The sequence below is a fragment of the Streptomyces sp. B6B3 genome (assembly GCF_039871525.1).
GTDB lineage: Bacteria > Actinomycetota > Actinomycetes > Streptomycetales > Streptomycetaceae > Streptomyces.
Window position 1 is genome coordinate 277572 of the sequence record NZ_JBDPLU010000006.1, and the last position, 18842, is coordinate 296413.

The 18842-nt window shown below is 74.1% G+C and carries 16 protein-coding genes; 5 read left to right on the forward strand and 11 right to left on the reverse strand.

Features of this window, described 5'->3' with window-relative positions:
- Window positions 1–177: 177 nt before the first annotated feature.
- The gene (locus ABGB06_RS15870; protein ID WP_347589647.1) at window positions 178–3462 is read left to right on the forward strand and encodes a BTAD domain-containing putative transcriptional regulator; all 3285 of its coding nucleotides are present in this window, start codon (window positions 178–180) and stop codon (window positions 3460–3462) included.
- A gap of 22 nt (window positions 3463–3484) precedes the next feature.
- On the opposite strand, the gene ABGB06_RS15875 is transcribed toward ABGB06_RS15870, so the two are convergent.
- The gene (locus tag ABGB06_RS15875) at window positions 3485–3940 is read right to left on the reverse strand and encodes a hypothetical protein (protein WP_347589649.1); all 456 of its coding nucleotides are present in this window, start codon (window positions 3938–3940) and stop codon (window positions 3485–3487) included.
- A gap of 185 nt (window positions 3941–4125) precedes the next feature.
- Between ABGB06_RS15875 and ABGB06_RS15880 the strand changes: the two genes are divergently transcribed.
- The gene (locus tag ABGB06_RS15880) at window positions 4126–4890 is read left to right on the forward strand and encodes a GAF and ANTAR domain-containing protein (RefSeq protein ID WP_347589651.1); all 765 of its coding nucleotides are present in this window, start codon (window positions 4126–4128) and stop codon (window positions 4888–4890) included.
- A gap of 119 nt (window positions 4891–5009) precedes the next feature.
- Window positions 5010–6224, forward strand: a complete 1215-nt coding sequence (locus ABGB06_RS15885) for a PAS domain-containing protein (protein WP_347589653.1) — start codon at window positions 5010–5012, stop codon at window positions 6222–6224.
- A gap of 43 nt (window positions 6225–6267) precedes the next feature.
- Here the strand turns inward: ABGB06_RS15885 and ABGB06_RS15890 are convergent, their stop codons facing one another.
- Together ABGB06_RS15890 and ABGB06_RS15895 are read right to left on the reverse strand one after the other, a co-directional pair.
- Complete coding sequence (locus ABGB06_RS15890) at window positions 6268–7092, reverse strand: SigB/SigF/SigG family RNA polymerase sigma factor (RefSeq protein ID WP_347589846.1); 825 nt, start codon at window positions 7090–7092, stop codon at window positions 6268–6270.
- 237 nt (window positions 7093–7329) lie between these two features.
- The gene (locus ABGB06_RS15895; protein ID WP_347589655.1) at window positions 7330–7872 is read right to left on the reverse strand and encodes a hemerythrin domain-containing protein; all 543 of its coding nucleotides are present in this window, start codon (window positions 7870–7872) and stop codon (window positions 7330–7332) included.
- Between the two features lie 393 nt (window positions 7873–8265).
- Between ABGB06_RS15895 and ABGB06_RS15900 the strand changes: the two genes are divergently transcribed.
- Window positions 8266–8637, forward strand: coding sequence for a DUF2795 domain-containing protein (locus tag ABGB06_RS15900; RefSeq protein ID WP_347589657.1), 372 nt, complete (start codon window positions 8266–8268; stop codon window positions 8635–8637).
- 31 nt (window positions 8638–8668) lie between these two features.
- On the opposite strand, the gene ABGB06_RS15905 is transcribed toward ABGB06_RS15900, so the two are convergent.
- On the reverse strand, window positions 8669–8983 hold the full coding sequence (locus tag ABGB06_RS15905; RefSeq protein WP_347589659.1) for a hypothetical protein: 315 nt from the start codon (window positions 8981–8983) through the stop codon (window positions 8669–8671).
- A gap of 12 nt (window positions 8984–8995) precedes the next feature.
- Window positions 8996–10684 carry a sodium:solute symporter family protein gene (locus ABGB06_RS15910; protein WP_347589661.1) on the reverse strand — a complete coding sequence of 563 codons (1689 nt, stop codon included), beginning with the start codon at window positions 10682–10684 and terminating at the stop codon, window positions 8996–8998.
- 242 nt (window positions 10685–10926) lie between these two features.
- Between ABGB06_RS15910 and ABGB06_RS15915 the strand changes: the two genes are divergently transcribed.
- Window positions 10927–11730 carry a tyrosine-protein phosphatase gene (locus ABGB06_RS15915; RefSeq protein WP_347589663.1) on the forward strand — a complete coding sequence of 268 codons (804 nt, stop codon included), beginning with the start codon at window positions 10927–10929 and terminating at the stop codon, window positions 11728–11730.
- A gap of 597 nt (window positions 11731–12327) precedes the next feature.
- Here the strand turns inward: ABGB06_RS15915 and ABGB06_RS15920 are convergent.
- From ABGB06_RS15920 to ABGB06_RS15945, 6 genes are all read right to left on the reverse strand, one after another.
- Window positions 12328–13407 carry a polyprenyl synthetase family protein gene (locus tag ABGB06_RS15920; RefSeq protein ID WP_347589665.1) on the reverse strand — a complete coding sequence of 360 codons (1080 nt, stop codon included), beginning with the start codon at window positions 13405–13407 and terminating at the stop codon, window positions 12328–12330.
- Window positions 13404–14828: a hydroxysqualene dehydroxylase HpnE gene (gene hpnE / locus ABGB06_RS15925; protein ID WP_347589848.1), complete on the reverse strand. Its 1425-nt coding sequence runs from the start codon at window positions 14826–14828 to the stop codon at window positions 13404–13406. The genes ABGB06_RS15920 and hpnE overlap by 4 nt, the downstream gene beginning before the upstream one ends.
- 143 nt (window positions 14829–14971) lie before the next feature.
- A complete protein-coding gene (gene hpnD / locus ABGB06_RS15930) occupies window positions 14972–15946 on the reverse strand; it encodes a presqualene diphosphate synthase HpnD (protein ID WP_347589667.1) in 975 nt (324 codons plus the stop codon).
- Window positions 15943–16890: a squalene synthase HpnC gene (gene hpnC / locus ABGB06_RS15935; protein ID WP_347589669.1), complete on the reverse strand. Its 948-nt coding sequence runs from the start codon at window positions 16888–16890 to the stop codon at window positions 15943–15945. The genes hpnD and hpnC overlap by 4 nt, the downstream gene beginning before the upstream one ends.
- 102 nt (window positions 16891–16992) lie before the next feature.
- On the reverse strand, window positions 16993–17856 hold the full coding sequence (locus tag ABGB06_RS15940) for an ABC transporter ATP-binding protein (RefSeq protein ID WP_347589671.1): 864 nt from the start codon (window positions 17854–17856) through the stop codon (window positions 16993–16995).
- Window positions 17843–18757, reverse strand: coding sequence for an ABC transporter permease (locus tag ABGB06_RS15945; protein WP_347589673.1), 915 nt, complete (start codon window positions 18755–18757; stop codon window positions 17843–17845). The genes ABGB06_RS15940 and ABGB06_RS15945 overlap by 14 nt, the downstream gene beginning before the upstream one ends.
- Between the last annotated feature and the right edge of the window lie 85 nt (window positions 18758–18842).

Here is an 18842-nt window from a genome sequence, read left to right on the forward strand (position 1 = left end):
AGTCTGGTAACTCGTCGGTGTAGACCTCAACGGCGCGACGAGCGTTGCTGTCGACCCGATCTCGCAGTGTCTGAAACAAGCCGCTCATGATCACCTCACGTCTGTCGAGACGGCGACAGCGTATGCGCGGCCACTGGACATCGACTGGACGCGGACGCGGTCGGAGGTGGGGGTCTGGTGCGGATCCAGGTGCTGGGTCCGTTACGGGTCTGGCACGGCGACGACGAGATCGACCTCGGTCCACCGGGGCGTCGCGCGGTGCTCGGGCTGCTGGTGCTCGCGGGGGGCGAGCCGGTTCCCCGGTCCGAGCTGATGGACGCGCTGTGGGGCGACGGCCCGCCGGCCAGCGCCGTCAACGTCATCCAGACGCACGTCAAACATCTGCGGCGGCTCCTGGAGCCCGACCGGCCGGCCCGCGCGCGCAGCGGCGTCCTGCCGCACCGGGACGGCGGGTACGCGCTCCGGACGGACGCCGCCGAGGCCGACCTGCCGCGTTTCCGATGCCTGATGGCGGAGGCCAACGCGGCCGAGCGGGACGGCGATCCGGTGCGGGTCGCGGAGCTGCTGGGCGAGGCCATCCGGCTGTGGCGCGGTTCGCCGCTGGCGGACGTTCCGCTGCTGGCCGCGCATCCGAAGGTGGCGGCCCTGGCGGCGGAGCGCCGGGCTGTCGTCGCCCGGTACGGCGAGGCGATGATCGCGGTCGGGCGGGTCGCCGACGCGCTGCCCGCCCTGGCCGAGGCGGCGGCCGAGCTGCCGCTCGACGAGCCCACCCAGGCCCGGCTGATCCGGGCGTACCACGCGCTGGGGCGGCGCGCCGAGGCGTTCGCCTGCTACCGGGAGGCGCGCCTCCGGCTCGCCGAGCAGCTCGGCGTCGATCCGGGTCCCGAGCTCGTCGCGGCCCACGCGGCGCTGCTGCGCGACGACGACGCCTCGGCCGGCGGGGCCCGGATGGCGGAGTCGGCGCGGAGCCGGGTCGGCGGGCGGCAGCCGCTCCGGGTGCCGGCCCAACTGCCCCCCGACGTCGCGGCCTTCGCCGGTCGGGCCACGCAACTGGCCTCGTTGAACCGGCTGGTGTCCGGCCGCGGCGAGGCGGGGGCGGTGACCCTGGCCGCGATCTCCGGCTCCGCGGGGGTCGGCAAGTCGGCGCTCGCCGCGCACTGGGGGCACCGGGTGCGCGACCGCTTCCCCGACGGACAGCTCTACGCCGACCTGCGGGGCCATGCCTCCGGGCCGCCGGTGCGGCCGATCGAGGTGCTGGCCAGGTTCCTGCCGGCGCTGGGCGTGCCGGCGGAGCGGGTGCCGGCGGACCTGGAGAGCGCCGCGGCCCTGCTCCGCACCCTGCTGACCGGGCGGCGGGTGCTGATGCTGCTGGACGACGCGGTCAGCCCGGAGCAGGTGCGGCCGCTGCTGCCGGGCGGCCCCGGATGCCTGGTCGTGGTGACCAGCCGGGAGCGGATGCTGGGCCTGGTGGCCAGGGACGGCGCCCACCAGGTCACGTTGGAGGTGCTGAGCCCGGCGGAGTCCGGGGATCTGCTGGCGCGGCTGCTGGGCCCGCGGCGGGCCGGTGCCGAACCGCGGGCGACGGCCGAACTGGCCGCCGCCTGCGCGCATCTGCCGCTCGCGCTGCGGATCGCGGCCGCCAACCTCGTCAGCCACGCGGGGCGGCGCGTCGCGGAGCAGGTCGCGGCGCTGCGCGCGGACAACCCGCTGGCCGCGCTGGAGGTGCCGGGCGACGAGTCGACGGCGGTGCGCGCCGCCTTCGACCTGTCCTACGCCGCGCTGCCGGACGACGCCCGGCGCGTGTTCCGGCTGCTGGGCCTGCTGCCGGGCGCGGACTGCGACGTGGAGACGGCCGCGGCGCTGGTCGGCACCGAGCCGGAGGCCGCCGGCGAGCTGCTCGGCCGGCTGGCGGCGGCGAACCTGGTGGAGTCGCACGCCCCCGGCCGGTACCGCTTCCACGACCTGCTGCGGCACTACGCGGTGGGCCGGGCGCGGGCGGAGGACCCGGCCGCGGCCCTGGCCGCGGCGGTGCGGCGGCTGCACGACTGGTACCTGGGCGCGACGGACCGGGCCGCCATGCTGCTCTATCCGCACATGCTGCGCCTGCCGGCGGACCGGGGCGCGGCCCGCTTCCCGGCCGCGCTGACCGCGCGCGCCGGCGCGTCCGGCTGGCTCGACGCCGAGCGTGGCAACCTGGTGGCGACGGTGCGGCAGGCCGCCGCGACGGGCCCGGGCGCGACGGCCTGGTTGCTGTCCGACGCGCTGCGGGGCTACTTCTGGCTCGGCATGCACCGGGTGGACTGGCTGGCCACGGCCGAGGCGGGGCTTGCCGCGGCCCGGGCGGACGGCGACGACCGGGCGCAGGCCGCGGCCCGGTTCAGCCTCGGCGACCTGCACCTGCGGCAGAGCCAGTACCGGGAGGCGGTCCGGCACTACCGGCACGCGGTGCTGCTGGCCCGGCGCGCGGACTGGTCGGACTGCCACGCGGCCGTGCTCGAACACCTCGGCGGCGTGTACTGGCAGTCGGGGCGGCTGCCGCGGGCGGTCGCGTACTTCGACCGGGCGCTGGCATTGACCCGGGAGACCGGGCAGCTCGCCGGCCAGGCCGTCGCCCTGGGCAACCTGGCGCTGGTACACGGGGAGCGTGGTGAGCTGGCCGCGGCGGCCGAGCGCTGCGGGGAGGCCCTCGAGCTCTACCGGCGGATCGGGTCGCGCTACGGCGAGGCCATCAACCTCGGGAACCTGGGCCGGTTCCAGCACGCGCTCGGGCTGCTGGCCGAGGCGTCCGCCTCGTTGCGCGCCGCGCTCGCCCTGCACCGCGAGGCGGGCGACCGGTACGGGGAGGCCGACACCCGGATCTTCCTCGCCGGCGTCCTGCGGGACGCCGGGCGATCCGCCGAGGCGCAGGAACAGGCCCGCGCCGCCCTGGCGTTGGCACGCGACATCGACGACCCGCGCGCCGAGGCCGAGGCGTTGAACGCGCTGGCCACCGTCGAGTGCCGGCTGGGGCGCCGCCAGGAGGCGATCCGCCGGCACCGGTCGGCGCTCGAACTGATCCGCGCGAGCGGTGACCGCTACCCGGAATGCGAGGCGCTCGTCGGCCTGACCGTCGCCGGCCTCGATCCGGCGCCCGCGCGGCGCGCGCTGGCGCTGGCCGAGGAGGCGGGCTACCGCGCCCTGGTGGGGCTGGCGCGAACGGCGCTGGCCGAGGTCGCGCTCGCCTTCGGCCGGCCGGCGGAGGCGGCCGAGCACGCGCGCGCGGCGCTGGCGATCCATCGCGAGACGGGCCGGCGCGGCAGCGAGTCGCTCACCCTGCTGGCGTTGGGCACGGCGTTGGCCGAGACGGAGGGCGAGGCCGCCGCCCGCCCCTGCTGGCAGGCCGCGCTGCGGCTGTCCCTGGAGGCGGGGATGCCGGAGGCCGAGCGGCTGCGCACGCTGCTCGACGGCATCCGCACGCCCTGACGTCACTCGGGATCACTCGTGGTCACTCGTAGGGGCTTCCGGCGATCGCCTTCCGCACCTCGTACTCGCCGTCCGGGTAGACGGTCACGGTCACCCAGGGGTTGAGTTGGTAGGGCTCGGCGCCGTCCTGGCAGGAGAGCCCGCCCATGCTGAACATCTCCCATCCGGGGTCGCCCGGCGTCTCCCGCCGCTCCTTGACGCCCTCGGACGCGCAGGTGTCGTCCGCCACCTGGATGTCGGGGTCGGGGGTCTCCCACCAGGTGACCGAGGTGCCGTCGCCGCACCACTCGACGCGGTGGGTGTAGGTCCAGCGGGGGTGGTCGCTGGTGGGGTAGTGGAGCTGCTCGGCGAGCTCCCAGCAGCCCGCGGCGGGCGCGTTCGGGGCCACCTGCGTACTCGCCGGAGCGGCCCAGGCCGCAGAGGCCGTCCCGGCGAGCACGACCAGGGAGGTCGCGACCGCGAGCGGGGTTCTCTTCATCGTGGCCTCCCTGGTGGTGAGTGCTGGGCTCCCAGCCTGTCAGCGCGCCGCCGGCGCGTCTTCGTGATTCCGCGTGAAGAGGTGGCCGGGGCGGCCCGCCCGTTCGTGAGTTCGCGCAACCGAGGCGCCCGGAGGCCGCCGTGCGCCGTCGTTTTGAGCCCGGAGCTTTCGGGCAGGCGGTATGTATGTCCGATCATGCGCCTGCAGCACTGCCCGAGCCTCCGGGGCTGATCGGGGCCGGGCCACCCGCGAGCATGCTGGTGAAGCTCGCCGAACAGGCCGCCGCGTGCGCCCCGGCCTGTTGCGGCGCTGCGGCGACCCTCACGATCGACGAGAGCGGCCCAGCCGCCGAGTCGGAGCCGCCGACCGGCCTGACCCACCCGGACCTCGCCCCGCTCGTGGCCGTGCAGTGGGAATCGGGAGAGGGCCCGATCCCGGCGGCGATCCGCACCGGGGAGCCGGCGGGCACGGACGATCTGCTGGCCGAGGACCGCTGGCCGGAGTACCGCACGGTGGCGCTGGACGCCGGCGTGCGGTCCTGCGCGACGCTGCCGTTCCGGCACGAGGGCGTGACCGTGACGGTGACCGTCTGCGGGTTCCGGCCCGGCCTGATGGACGACCAGACCAGGACGGCGACCGCGCTCGTGGGCGACCTCGCCACGCACACCCTGGTGCGCGACCAGCGCTTCGAGGAGGTGCTGACGGAGGCGGACCAGCTGGACACCGCGATCCGCACCCGGCCGGTGGTGGACCAGGCCTGCGGCATCCTCATGCACATTCTCGGCTGCGACGCGGAGACCGCCTTCGAGATCCTGCGCCAGCGTTCCCAGCGCACCAACAGCAAGCTCGTGGACCTGGCCAAGACGGTGGTGGGCAACCGTGGACGGGGCGTCGAGGCCGAGGTGGTGTCCGAGCCCCACCTGCTCCGCGGCGGGCTCCTTCCGGAGTGACCGGTTCCGCGGGATCCGGGCGGCGCCGATGCGGACGTTCGCCCGGAAATGCACCACGAATCGGGATAATAGTACCGCCGAGTGGCGTCACCCCCCGTCACGAGTACTAGTGTGCGGGCATGGCCGAGTCGGATGAGTTCGGCGCGGAGCTGACCGGCTTCCGCAAGCGGGTCGAAGAACTGCGCGTGGCGCGCACACTGCCCCCCGAGGAGCGTCTGGCCGCCTTCGACACGGCACTTTTCGAGCTGCAGTACGCCGTCGACGTGCTGTGGCCGCGCCACGAGGCGCTCGAGGGAGCGCGTGCCCGCACCGCCGCGCCCTCGGGCAGCCGGGAGCAGCAGCTGCTGCGGACCCTGTTCCAGCGGCTGCCGCTGGCCGTCGTGCTGCTCGACGAGGACAGCGTGGTGCGCCGGCTCAACTTCGCCGCCTGCCGCCTGCTCGGCATGCGCGCGGGCTACGCGACGGGCCGGTCGTTGACCGCCTCGTTCCGGCACGAGAACCGGGCCGCCTTCCGCAGCCAGGTCGCCGCGGTGGCCCGCAACGAGGGCGACCGCAGCATGGTGGTGGAACTCATGCGGGGCGTGCACTCCGGGCGCGGCAGCCACCAGACCGCCGGCGGGCTGCGGGTCACGCTGACGGCGGTGCGGCCGTCGGGCCAGCGGCGCAGCGCGGTCCTGGCGGTGCTCCAGCCGGCGGCGGCGCTGCCCGACGGCGGGGCGTTCACCGCACCCGTGTCCGTCGAGGGCGGGCCGCGGCCCGATCCGGGCGAGGTCCGCCGGCACGCCGAGCTGATGGACCTGGTGGACGACATGGCGACCGCGTTGCTCACCCATCGCAGCGCGAGCACCGACCAGCTGCTGCTGCGGGCCGGCCGGCTGCTGCGCGGCCGGTTCGCCGACTGGGTGCTGGTCGACGTCAGCGCCACCGACGGCGGCCGGCTGCGCCGGGTCGGCGTGTTGGGGCCGCGGGACGCCGCGGGCGAGGCCGCGACCGACGCGCTGTCCGGTCAGGATCCGAGCGCGGCCCCGCTGATACGGGAGGCCGCACGGGTCGGCAGCAGCGCGCTCCAGGTGAGCCCCGAGGACATGCGCGCCCTCGGCGAGGTCGCGGACGGCACGTCGGTGCTGGCGCTCACCGAGGCGTCGTCGTTCCTGTGCATGCCGCTGCTGCTGCCGTCGGGCACCGTCCGGGGCGTGATCACGCTGGTCCGCTCGGGCGGGCGAGGCCCGTTCCGGTTGGCCGAGGCGAGCGCCATGGACCGGATGGCCCGGCACGTCGCGCTGGCCGTGCTGCACGCCGTCGACGGGACGCGGCGCGGACCAGCGGCTGGCTGATCCGCGCCGCACCTCCCGTGGGGTGGTGTGGTGGTGGTGGGGGTCAGGCGGTGCGGGAGCCGCGAGTCTGGCCGGCCTCGACCTGTTCCCGCAGGCTCGCGCAGGTCCGCGACAACAACCGGGAGACATGCATCTGGGAGATCCCCAACTCCTCGGCGATCTTCCGCTGCGTCATCCCCCTGAAGAACCGCAGATACAGAATCCGCCGCTCCCGCTCCGGCAACCGCCGCACACACGGCGCGACCGCCTCCCGCGCCACCACCCGCTCATACGCCCCCTCCGACTTCCCCAACACATCCAGCAGCGAGTACCCCTCCCCCTGCGAGGCCAGCTCCGCGTCCAACGACAACACCGCGTAACTGTCCATCGCGTCCAACCCCGTACGCACCTCGTCCTCCGACAACCGCGTACGCTCCGCCAACGCCCTCACATCCACCCGCCGGTCGTCCACCGAACGACACAACTCGTTGTGCGCCACCCGCACCCGATTCCGCAACTCCTGCACCCGCCGCGGCACATGCAACCCCCACAGATGATCACGGAAATGCCGCTTGATCTCCCCCTGAATCGTCGGCACCGCATAACTCTCGAACGCCGACCCCAACGACGGGTCATACCGCCCGACCGCCTTGACCAGACCCAGATGCGCCACCTGCGTCAGATCCTCAAGACTCTCCCCACGATTCCGGTACTGCCGCGCCAACCGCCCCGCCATCGGCATCCACGCCCGAACGATCTCCTCCACCAACGCATCCCGCGCCGCCCCCGGCTCCATCCCCGCCAACCGCACAAACGCCTCAGCGGTATCCGGAGTGTCGTGATGCGGGTGCCGACGACGCGACCTCCGCGAAACCTGTGTACCAGCCATCACACTCACGCTCCCTCCTCGGCGGACCAAACCCAACACCGCAGGAGCGCCCGGACCAGAGCACACACAGGAGGCCAAACCACTCCCGCGAGATGTGCCTCCAGTCCGAAGCACGACTAATCCCTCACCTGCCCGAACACCCAGACCGTAAACACACGGTGTGAGCACGAGGCGTGGTGCGCGACCGAGCCGGCCGCGCGGACGGGCCGTCAGGTGTCAGGCATCAGGCGTCAGGCGTCAGGAGGGATCGCGCCATCGGGACACGGCCTCCCGGACCCGGTCCACCATGCCGGGACCCGGTCCCAGGCCAGGGTCGGACGGGGGGTAGGGCCGGGCCGGCGCGACCGACTTGATCCGGCGGGCCTTCGTGCCCAGGTCCGCGAGCGTGTGCTCGGGCACCGACTCGCGGAGCCGGAAGAAGACCTCGTGCTCCCGCCGCAGATGCTCGCGGACCCGCTCGACCAGCTGGCCGGTGAGGCGGTCGAACCGGCCGGCCCCCGCCTCCACCCCCTCCAGCTTCCGCAGCAGCTGTTCGACGCGGGCCGCCTCCCTGGCCGCCTGCTCGCCGAGGAGCTCGCCGTCGCTCAGCGTGGCCCGGACGAGCGGACGCAACAGCTCCTGTTCGATGGCCAGGTGCCGCACCAGTTCGACGGTCAGCTGGTTGGCGTGCACCTTCCGCTGTCCGTCGCCCCGCGGCAGCGCCGCCAGCTCACGGAGCACCTCCTCCAGCCGCCACTGGTCCTCTATCAGCTCGGCGATGATGTCGTCGCCCTCTGCCATGGTTCCCCTCCGGCGGCGTGACGCTGACCGCTTCGGGTACCCGCCACGCGGCCGGCTACACCCCGGGCCGCCCGTGTGGTGGGGACGGTGCCCGGGTACCCGGGCGGTTCATCGGTCACCGACGGCAGGAGGGAGCGGATGAGCGACGCAGGTCAGCCGGAGGAGCGGGCGGAACGGCGGGACCCTCCCCCGGGCCCGAGGGGCCCGGGAGGTGCCCCCACCCCAGGTCCGAGGGGCCCGGGAGGTGCCCCCACCCCAGGTCCGAGGGGCCCGGGAGGTGCCCCCACCCCAGGCCCGAGGGGCCCGGGAGGTGCCCCCGCACCCGAGCAGACACGGCAGGCAGCCGAGGCGTCCGGGGGATCCGAGGCGCCGGAGACGGGGACGGAGGAGACGATGCAGCGTGGCAGCGACCGACTCGGCCCACGGCGGGACGAGGAGATGAAGCACGAGCTGGAGGGGCGGCTGCGGTCCGGCCACCGGACCCGCGCCGAGGAGTGGCACGATCCCGAACCCGACGCGGAGGACGATCCCCAGGTCCCCGCGGGGCCGGCGCCGGGGGGCGAGAACCAGGCGCTGCGCAGCGACCTCGCCCGCTATCTGGGCCGCACCCCGTTCCCCGCGCGCCGCGCCGACCTGCTGCGCACGCTCGGTGAGCGGCACGCGCCGGATCCGCTGGTCGACCAGGTGCGGGAGCTGCCGCCCCGGGACACCTACCGGAACGTCCAGGACGTGATGGTCGCGCTCGGCCGGCCCCCGGTCGAGTAGGAGGGCGTAGGAGGGCGGGGCGCGCCCGCGGTCATTCGCCGGCCGGGCCACGGCCCGGCGCGCCCCCCTCGCGGGCCTCCTCCCCGTCCTCTCCGACAGGGCGCTCGGGGAGGGCGACCGGCCGCAGCCGGGCCCAGAGCGCGAACGCCGCGGCCGCGGCCAGCATGCCGAGCCCGGCCCAGAGGTTGATGTTCACCCCGGCCGCCTTGTTGGTCTCCTCGTCCGAGCCCAGCAGTCCGGCCGCGGTCAGCACGACGCCGTAGAGGGCGAACAGCAGGGCGATGATCAGCCTGATGTCGAAGGCGCGGGCGGCGGCGCCGCCGCTGCCGCGGGCGTGCCCAGCCATGGTGTCTCCTTGTCAGCCGAAGGCGATGTTGAGCGCGATCACGATGACCAGCGCGATGCCGGCCAGCAGCCCGGGGCGGCGGTACCAGCCGGCGTCCTGGCCGGTGACCGAGGCGCGCAGGCTCTCGCGCGGGGTGAGGGAGTAGACGAGCCCGACCAGCTCCCCCGGCGGCTTGGGCCGGGTCAGCCGCGTCACCAGCACGCTGACCAACACGTCCACCACGAACGCCACGCCCGCGCCGAGGAAGCTGGCGCCCTGGTCGGACAGGTCGAACAGGACGTCGCCGCGGTGCAGCAGGAAGACCGTGACCGCCGAGAGCATGCCGGACACCAGGCCGAGCCAACCCGCCGTCGGCGTCATCCGCTTCCAGAACATGCCGACGATGAAGGTCGCGAAGAGCGGCGCGTTGAAGATCGAGAACAGCTGCTGGAGGTAGTCCATCAGGTTCGAGTAGCCGGACGCGATGAACGCCGTGCCGACCGCCGCCACCGTGGCGCCGACCGTCACCCAGCGGCCCATCCGCAGGTAGTAGGCGTCGGGCCGGTCCTTCACCACGTACGCCTGCCAGATGTCGTAGGTGAAGACGGTGTTGAACGAGCTGAGGTTGGCCGCCATGCCGGCCATGAACGAGGCCAGCAGGCCGGCCAGCGCGACGCCCAGGATGCCGTTGGGCAGCAGGTCCCGCATCAGCAGCAGGATCGCGTCGTTGTAGTCGACGTCGCCCTCGCCGGTGCGCTTGAACTCGGCGAGCTCCGGCACGCTGACCGCCGCGATCATGCCGGGCACGACCACGATGAAGGGGATGAAGAGCTTCGGGAAGGCGCCGATGATCGGGGTCCGCTGCGCGGCGGACATGCTGCGCGAGGCCATGGCCCGCTGCACCTCGACGAAGTTGGTCGTCCAGTAGCCGAAGGAGAGCACGAAGCCGAGCCCGAGCACCAGGCCGATGACGCTCAGCACGCTGCTGTCGAACCCGGTCAGCTCGTTGCCCGGCCAGGCGGACAGCTGCTCCCCGCCGCCGGGGCTCTCGGTGATCCGGTCGGTCAGGCCGTCCCAGCCGCCGACCCGGTCGAGGCCGACGATGGTCAACGGCAGAAGCCCCGCGACGATCACGAAGAACTGCAGCACCTCGTTGTAGATCGCGGCGGACAGCCCGCCCAGCGCGGTGTAGCTGAGCACGATGGCCGCGGCGGCCAGCACCGAGACCCACAGCGGCCAGCCGAGCAGCGCGTTGACGATGCTGGCCAGCAGGTAGAGGTTGATGCCGGCGATGAGGATCTGCGCGGTGGCGAAGCTGATGCCGTTGACCAGATGCGCGGAGGGACCGAAGCGCCGGAGCATGAACTCCGGCACGCTGCGCACCTTCGAGCCGTAGTAGAACGGCATCATCACGATGCCCAGGAACAGCATGGCCGGGACGGCGCCGATCCAGAAGTAGTGCATGGTCGGCATGCCGTACTGGGCGCCGTTGGCGGACATTCCGATGATCTCGATCGCCCCGAGGTTGGCCGCGATGAACGCCAGGCCGGTGACCCAGGCGGGCAGCGCCCGGCCGGAGAGGAAGAAGTCGAGGCTCGTCGAGACCATGTGCCGGGCCAGGTAGCCGATGCCCAGCACGAAGACGAAGTACAGCGCGAGCAGGACGTAGTCGATCGCCTCGGCGTCGAGCCGCAGTGGATCCTGGGCCAGCTCACTGAACATCGCGCCCTCTTCCTCCGAGACCAGGACCCCCCTGAAGTCACCCGAAAGCGGCATGACGAACCCTCACTGCACGCGATCAGTCCGGTTTCGGGCATTTCCGTAGCAGATCGTAGTCATCGCCGGGTTGATCCGCTGATCCGGACATACGGCGTCCCACCGCGAAGATCCGGAGGGCGTGCGTATGATCATCTGTTTTTCCTGTCCTAAGGTCGGAGGGATCGCACGCCGACCCGGGAGGATCCGTGACCAAGCCCCAGCCACCGTCCGTCGAGCCGGCGCTGACCGGGGTACGCAACTTCCGCGACGTGGGTGGCCTGCCGGCGCCGGACGGGCGCCGAGTCAGGACGGGCCGCCTCTTCCGCAGCGGTCACCTCGCGCACGCCACCCCGACGGACCAGGACTTCCTGGCGGGCCTCGGGCTGCACACCGTCTTCGACTTCCGCAACGCGTCCGACCAGGCGCTGGAGGGACCCGACGTCCCGCTGTCCGGCGTGCGGAACGTCAACATCCCGCTGTCCGACGCGGCGGACAGCGAGGAGTTCTGGCGGACGGTGCGCTCGGGCACGCTGGACGAGCTGCGCGCGGCCCTGCCGGACGGCGCGGCGGAGGCGTCGATGCTCGCCACCTACCGCGGGATGGTGCTGACCCGCACCGAGCAGCACGGCCGGGTGCTGCGCGCCCTGGCCGGCGGAGCGGTGCCCGCGCTCCTGCACTGCGCGGCGGGCAAGGACCGGGCCGGGCTCGCGGTCGCCGTGGTGCTGCTGGCGCTCGGGGTGGACCGGGAGGCGATCACCGCGGACTACCTGATGTCCAACGCGCCGCACCGCCGCTACCGCCTGCTGCGCAACGACGCGGAGAGCGTCCGTTCGGAGGAGGTCACGCGGCTGCTGGCGCCGCTCTTCGATGCGCGCGCGACGTACCTGGACGCCGCCTTCGCCCAGATCGACGAGACCTGGGGCGGCCCCGAACGCTATCTGTCCGAGGGCCTGGCCTTCCCACCCGCCGACCAGGAACGCCTCCGCACCGCGCTGCTCACGGAGTCCTGACGGGCACGAGAACGGCGTTGCGCGGCGCCGGGAGCCCGATGTCGCCGCCGCCCTCGCGCGCGGACCGGCCCTTGGACGCACCGGGAGGCGAACGCCACCCGAACGGATCGCGCGCCGCGCCACGGGAAGCCGCCCCCCGCCCGAAGCGAAACCCGAAGGCCGACCACCAAGACCGGCCCCACGGGCCGGGCCGCGATGACCAAACCAGAGAGACCGGCCCCGTGCGGACCAAGCCAGAAAGGCCGAACCCGCGAGGCCGGACTCACAGTGACCGGAGCCACAGGCCCAGCCCCACGAAGCCGGCTCCGGGCCGGCCAGACCGGGGCCGCCGGGCCAGGGCTGTCAGGTCAGGGCAGAGCCCCGGCCGCCGCGGCCGGCCCTGCGCGGCCGGCCCTGCGCGGCCGGGCCTGCGGGGCCGGGCCGGGTAGGGCGGGACCTGCGGGCCCGAGCTGGGGGGCGGCCAAGCCGGGGTGGCCGAACCCACGAAGCCGGACCCGGGCCGGCCGGGCGGGGGCAGAGCCCCGGCTGCCGGGGCCGGGCCGGATCAGGGCCCGCAGGGCGCTGATCCGGCATGCGGGGCAGGCAAAGCGCCAGCGTCTAGCGTTGGCGGACCACCACGAAGTCGGCCAGGGCCTCCAGGCGGCGGCGGGTCTCGGCCGGCAGGCGGGCGTCGCGCACCGCGGTCAGCGCCGCGTCGTGCTGCCGGCGGGCCTCCTCGGCGGTCCAGCGCCGGCCGCCGGCCTCTTCCACGAGCGCGGCCCGGGTGGCGAACTCGGCCTCGTCGAAGTCCTCGAACTCCTCGCGGCTCTTCTTGGCGTCCGCCATGAGCAGCGCGGTCAGCCGCTCGGCCGCCGCGTTCTCCGCGCTCAGCGCGGCCACCACGGGCAGCGACTTCTTACGCTGCCGCAGGTCGCTCCAGGTCGCCTTGCCGGTGGCCCGCGGGTCGCCCCAGATGCCGAGCAGGTCGTCGACCGCCTGGAAGGCGAGCCCGAGGTGCTCGCCGTAGACGTGCAGCGGCCCCGACACCGTCTCGTCGGCGCCGGCCAGCACCGCGCCGATGGCGGAGGCGCAGGCGAGCAGGGCGCCCGTCTTGTTGCCCTCCATCTCCAGGCACTCGCCGAGGCTGACCCGTTCCCGGTGCTCGAACGCGATGTCCTGCGCCTGCCCGTCGATGAGCCGGCGGCTGGCGGTGGCCAGCAGCCGCGCGGCGCGGGCCGCCGCCGCGGTGGCGTCCCGCAGGATGATCTCGCCGGCCAGCGCGAACAGGGCGTCGCCGACCAGGATCGCCTGCGCGGGGCCGTGCACCTTCCACACCGTGTCCCGGTGCCTCCGCTGCTCGTCGCCGTCCATCAGGTCGTCGTGCAGCAGCGAGAAGTTGTGCACCAGCTCGACCGCGACGGCGCCCGGCACGCCGGCCTCCGGGTCGGCGCCGGCCGCCTCGACGGAGAGCACGGCCAGGGCCGGACGCACCGCCTTGCCGCTGTCGCCGTCGGCGGGTTGGCCCTGGGCGTCGATCCAGCCGAAGTGGTACGCCGCGACGGTGTCCATGGGCGCGGCGAGCCCGGCGACCGCCGCCCGCAGCGCCGGGGTCGTCAGCGCGCGCCCGCGTTCCAGGAGTTCGGCGACGGTGTCCGGCGGGAGCGCGGGTGCGTCGGTAGGGGGGTTGGCCGCGTTCACGCGTACTCCTTAGCCGTTGTGCGAGTGGCTGCCATGGCCGCGGCGAGACCGCTGCGCACCGCGCCCTCCATGGTCGCGGGCCACCCGGTGGCGGTCCACGCGCCGGCCAGGGAGAGGCCGGGACTGCCGGTGACCGGGCCGGGGCGCAGCCGCCCGACGCCCGGGGTGGGTGCGAAGGTGGCCGAGGGCTCGCGGGTGACGAAGAAGTCGCGGACCCCGGCTCCCGCGGCGGCCGGCAGCAGCCGCGCCAACGCCGGCAGGTAGCGCTCGCGCAGCGCGTCGACCGGCAGCCCGATCTCGTCGTGCGCGGCGGACTGCGACAGCGCCAGGTACTGGGCCCGCCCGCGGCCGGGCAGCCGGTCGAGGCCCGAGGGTCCGGTGCGGTCGAAGACCCACTGGATCGGGCCGCCCAGCGCGGCGAGGAACCCGCCGCGCAGCACCGGCCGGTCGTAGACCACGTGGACGTTGAGGATCGGCGCGGTGTCGAGCCCGAGCAGCCGGTCGGCGTCGGCCAGGGCGCCCGGGGGCAGCAGCCGGTGTGCCTCACGCGGCGGCACGGCGAGCACGACGCGGTCCGCGACGAGCTCCCCGCCGGCCTCGGTGGCGTCCGTGCTGGCCGGGTCCCGCCCGAACTCCGGGGGCGCGGGGGGCGTCCCCGGGTCGCGCCGGCGCGGGCCGACCGCCAGCCGCCAGCCGTCCGGGGCGCGGCGCAGCGCGCGGGCGCCGGTGGCCAGCAGCACCCGCACCCCGGCGCGGCGGAGCGCGGCGCGGGCCAGGGTGTCGTGCAGCTCGCCCAGCGGCACCCGCGGGATGCCGAGGTCGGCGGCCCCGGGTTCGCTGAGCAGGCCGGTGCGGAAGACCTTCGCGGCCAACGCCAGCGACACGTCGGCCGCGCGGGCGTTGAGGGTGGCCACGCCCACCAGGTCCCACAGCGCCTCGACACAGCGCGTCGACTGCCCGTGCCGGCGCAGCCAGCCGGCGAAGTCCTGCCCGTCCAGCGCCGGGTCCCGCGGGTCGAGGCGGCGGAGCGCGAGCGCGGCCCTGGCCACGGCGAGCCGTTCGGCGGGCGCCAGATGCGGATAGCGGGCGAGGCCGGCCGCCAGATGCAGCGGCACCGGCAGCGCGGTGCGGCGCAGCCGGCCCGTCCGGCCGCTGACGACGTCCCGTACCGGCACGTCGAGGCGCCGCTGGAGCGGCGCCAGCGTGGCGCCGCCGATCCGGTCGAGGAACCCGCGGTAGGCGGTGCAGCAACGCAGGTAGACGTGCTGCCCGTTGTCCACGGTGAGCTCGCCGAACGGCCCGGCGCGGCGGAACGAGAAGGCGAGCCCGCCCAGCCGGGGCCGCGTCTCGACGAGCGTGACGGCCTGGCCCAGGTCGGCGAGCGCCAGTGCCGCGGTGATCCCGGCCAGTCCCCCGCCCACGACGACGGCCCGGCCGCCGCCGGTGGCTGCCGACCTGACCGGCCCGGTCGGCCCGGCGGGAGCGACCGGCTCGGGGGTCGGGTGCCCCGCCCGGGCGGGCGGGCCTGGTGGGGCCGTGGCGGGGTCGGGGGGCGGGACGTGCGTCACGGTCGGTGCCGCCGGCTGTCGACTCCCGACAGGCCACGGACCGCGACCAGCAGCTTCTGCGGGACGGGCAGCGCGACCCGGCCGCGCAGCACGGCCAGCGGCTCGGCCTCCATGCGGTCGAGCAGTCGGTGGTAGATGCCGGCCATCGCGGCGGTGCAGGCCGCGGAGCGGCGGTCGAGCATCGGCAACAGCCGGAAGCCGTCGGCGAACAGCTCCCGGGCGCGTCGGGCCTGGAACCGCACCAGGCCGGCGAAGTCGGCCCCCGGCGGCAGGTGGGCGTGCTCCTGCGCTCCCCCGGACTCCGTCGGGGAGCACCCGAACTTCCGCAGGTCCTCGGCCGGCAGGTAGCTGCGGCCCTGCGCGGCGTCCTCCCTGACGTCGCGGAGGATGTTGGTGAGTTGGAGCGCGAGGCCCAGCGTGTCGGCGTGTTCCGGGGCCCGGTCGGTGCCGCGCACCCCGGGCAGCGTGCCGAAGACGCCCAGCGACAGCCGGCCGATGGAACCGGCCACGCAGCGGCAGTAGAACCGCAGGTCGTCCCACGTCTCGTAGGTCCGTCCCCGCACGTCCATCAGCACGCCGTCGATGAGTTCGTCGAGGGCGCCCAGCGGGATGGGGAAGCGGCGGGCGGCGTGGCTGAGGGCCACCGCGACCGGGTCGGTGGCGTCCTCCGGGATCGCCTCCTCCCGCACCCGGTCCAGCAGCGCCCGGGTCTCCACCAGCCGGTTCTCCTTGACCGTCGCGGGGAGCAGGCCGTCGCCGATGTCGTCGACGCGCCGGGCGAAGGCGTACAGCGCGGACAGCGCGTGGCGCTTGGCGGCGGGCAGCAGCCGGATGCCGTAGGCGAAGTTGCGGGCGTGCTGTCCCGTGACGATCTCGCAGTACCGGTAGGCGGCGACCACGGCGGGCGGGGGCGCGGGGCGCCGCGACGGGGATGCCCCCGGACCGGGTCCTGGGGAAGGTCTGGAGCTCATGTTCCTCTTCGCTGTGTCGGTCCCGTCCACCCCGGGATGCCGGCCGTGCCCAGAGTCGAGCCCGTCGCGTACAGCAGCCGGCGCCGCGTCGGACGGGGTGGGCCGGCGAGCACGTCGAAGCCAGCGTCAGCGATGGCCCGGGCGGCCGCCCGGCCGCCGCCGACGAATCCGGCGAGCAGCAGCCGCAGCCGCCCCCGGACGCTGCCCACCAGGGGCGCGCCCTGGTCGAGCAGCCTACGTGCCCGCTCCGTCTGGTAGGCCACCAGGGTGCGCACCGAGGCGTTGGCGGACGGCGCGGCCAGGTCGGCCTCGCTGACCCGGAAGCGGCGCAGGTCGGCGGCGGGCAGGTAGATCCGGCCGCGGGCGAGGTCCTGCGCGGTGTCCTGGAGGTGCTCGATGAGCTGCAGCGCGGTGCAGACGGCGTCGGAGCACCGCTCCCGCTCGGGGGTGGCGGTGCCGGTGACGGCCAGCACCAGCCGACCGACCGGGTTGGCCGACAGTTCGCAGTAGCGGAGCAGCTGCTCCTGGTCGGCGTACCTGTGCACCCGCTGGTCGAGCCGGTTGGCCTCGATCAGGTCGGTGAACGGGCCGGGGTCCAGGCCGGTCCGCCGCACGGTCGGGATCAGATCGCGGAGCAGCGGGTGCCGCGGCGGGGTGCCGCCGCGGGCGCTGTCGAAGACCCGCCGCAGGTCGTCCTCGACGGCGTCGAGGAGGGCCAGCCGGTCCGCCGCCCGGGCGGGCGGCAGACCGAGCAGGGCGGCGTGCGGGACGTCGGGGTCCAGATCTCCGTCGCCGACGTCGTCGACGAGCCGGGCGAAGCCGTAGACGGCCATCAGGTCGTCGCGCCAGGCCCGGGGCAGGAAACGGGGGGCGACCGGGAAGTTCTCCCGGCCGGCCTTCGTCAGCAGTTCCCTGGCCCGCTCCTCCGTCGGGGCGGTCGTCACGGGCGACATCCCCACCCCGGGGCCTGGTGGCGGTCGGGGAGGCACCCCGACGCCGTGGGACTCCGAACGGAGGAGCACCGGAGATTGGTCATACAGATATTTTTACTGCACGGTCTGATGATTCTTCTTTCGGACACGCGGTCGAGGGCGCGCGATGCCGCTCGCGTTGTTGGCGTGCTCCTCGTACGCCGCGAGCACCTCCTCGGTGGGCCCGTCCATCAGCAGCTCGCCCTTCTCCAGCCACAGCACCCGCTCGCAGGTGTCCCTGATCGACTTGTTGCTGTGGCTGACCAGGAAGACGGTGCCGGCCTCGGAGCGCATCTCCCGGATGCGCGCCTCGGAGCGCTTGCGGAACATCTTGTCGCCGGTGGCCAGCGCCTCGTCGATCATCAGCACGTCGTGGTCCTTGACCGCGGCGATGGAGAACCGCAGCCGGGCCTGCATGCCGGACGAGTAGGTCCGCATGGGCATGGCCAGGAAGTCCTGGCCCCGGTCGTTGAGCCCGGAGAAGTCGACGATCTCCTGGTAGCGCTCCTTGACCTGCTCGCGCGTCATGCCCATCGCCAGGCCGCCGAGCACGACGTTCCGCTCGCCGGTGAGGTCGTTCATCAGGGCCGCGTTGACGCCCAGCAGCGAGGGCTGACCGCCGGTGTAGACCCGGCCACGCTCCGGCGGGATCAGGCCGGCGATGGCGCGCAGCAGGGTGGACTTGCCGGAGCCGTTGGAGCCGATGAGCCCGATGGCCTCGCCCCGGTAGGCGACGAAGCTGACGCCCTTGACGGCGTGCACCTCCTGCACCCGCGGGGTGCGCTCGCCGCGCAGTATCCGGCGCAGCGCCGCGGCGCCACTCCCCCGGCTCCTGGCGCCGTAGACGCGGTAGACGATGTGCACGCCGTCCGCGATCACCGTCGGGACGCGGTCGTCCTCGACCGGCGTGTCCGGAACGTTCCCCTCAGTCGCGGCCATATCGTTCCTCCGCCTTCCAGAAGTACACGAAGCCCCCGAGGCCGAGAAGCACGGACCAGCCGAGCGCGTACAGCCAGGTCTCGGCCGGCACGGTGTTCGCGTAGCCGCCGTCCATCAGCGCGAAACGCATCAGGTCCATGTACACCGCGGCGGGGTTGGCGGACAGGATATCCGCCACCCAGGACGGACCGTTGGCGCGCTCCTCCACCATGGACCGGATCGGGAACATCACGCCGGACGCGTACATCCAGGTGCGCATCACGAACGGCAGCACCTGGGCCAGGTCGGGGGTGCGGCTGCCCATCCGGGCGAAGATCAGCGCCAGGCCGGCGTTGAAGCCGAACTGCAACGTCAGCGCCGGCACCACCAGGAACCAGGTCAGGTCCGGGTACTGCCCGAAGCTCAGCATGATCACGATGAGCACGATCATGGAGTACAGCAGCTGCTGCAGCTGCTGGAGGCAGAACGAGATCGGCAGCGAGGCCCGGGGGAAGTGCAGGGCCCGCACCAGGCCGAGATTGTTCGCGATGGACTTCACGCCGGACATCGCCGACTGCTGGGTGAACGCGAAGACGAACACCCCGGTCACCAGGAACGGAATGTACTCGGCCTTGCTCATCCCCCCTCGGGCGCCGAGCAGGATGCCGAAGATCAGGAAGAACACGACCGCGTTGAGCAGCGGCGTCAGCACCTGCCAGAGCTGTCCCAGCTTGGCCCGGCTGTACTGCGCCGTCAGCTTCGCCTGGGAGAAGGCCAGGATGAAGTGCCGCCGCCCCCACAGCTGCCGGACGTACTCGGGCAGCGGGGGGCGGGCGCCGCTGACGGACAGCCCGTGACGGGCCGCCAGGTCGGCCAGTGACTCGTCCCGGGGGGACGCACCGACGTGCGTTGTCTGACTCACCTTGTAACTCTCGTCCTCACAGAGCGCAGCCGTGGCACCGCCAAGGTGCGTAAGTCCTCACAGGGTACTTACGTGCGGTGCGGTA

Coding starts and splice junctions, on each gene's coding strand:
- ABGB06_RS15880 (WP_347589651.1), top strand. CDS start 4,126: ATGTCCGATCATGCGCCTGCAGCACTGCCCGAGCCTCCGGGGCTGATC.
- ABGB06_RS15890 (WP_347589846.1), bottom strand. CDS start 7,092: ATGGCTGGTACACAGGTTTCGCGGAGGTCGCGTCGTCGGCACCCGCAT.
- ABGB06_RS15875 (WP_347589649.1), bottom strand. CDS start 3,940: ATGAAGAGAACCCCGCTCGCGGTCGCGACCTCCCTGGTCGTGCTCGCC.
- ABGB06_RS15900 (WP_347589657.1), top strand. CDS start 8,266: ATGCAGCGTGGCAGCGACCGACTCGGCCCACGGCGGGACGAGGAGATG.
- ABGB06_RS15895 (WP_347589655.1), bottom strand. CDS start 7,872: ATGGCAGAGGGCGACGACATCATCGCCGAGCTGATAGAGGACCAGTGG.
- ABGB06_RS15905 (WP_347589659.1), bottom strand. CDS start 8,983: ATGGCTGGGCACGCCCGCGGCAGCGGCGGCGCCGCCGCCCGCGCCTTC.
- ABGB06_RS15910 (WP_347589661.1), bottom strand. CDS start 10,684: ATGTTCAGTGAGCTGGCCCAGGATCCACTGCGGCTCGACGCCGAGGCG.
- ABGB06_RS15940 (WP_347589671.1), bottom strand. CDS start 17,856: ATGGCCGCGACTGAGGGGAACGTTCCGGACACGCCGGTCGAGGACGAC.
- ABGB06_RS15885 (WP_347589653.1), top strand. CDS start 5,010: ATGGCCGAGTCGGATGAGTTCGGCGCGGAGCTGACCGGCTTCCGCAAG.
- hpnD (WP_347589667.1), bottom strand. CDS start 15,946: ATGAGCTCCAGACCTTCCCCAGGACCCGGTCCGGGGGCATCCCCGTCG.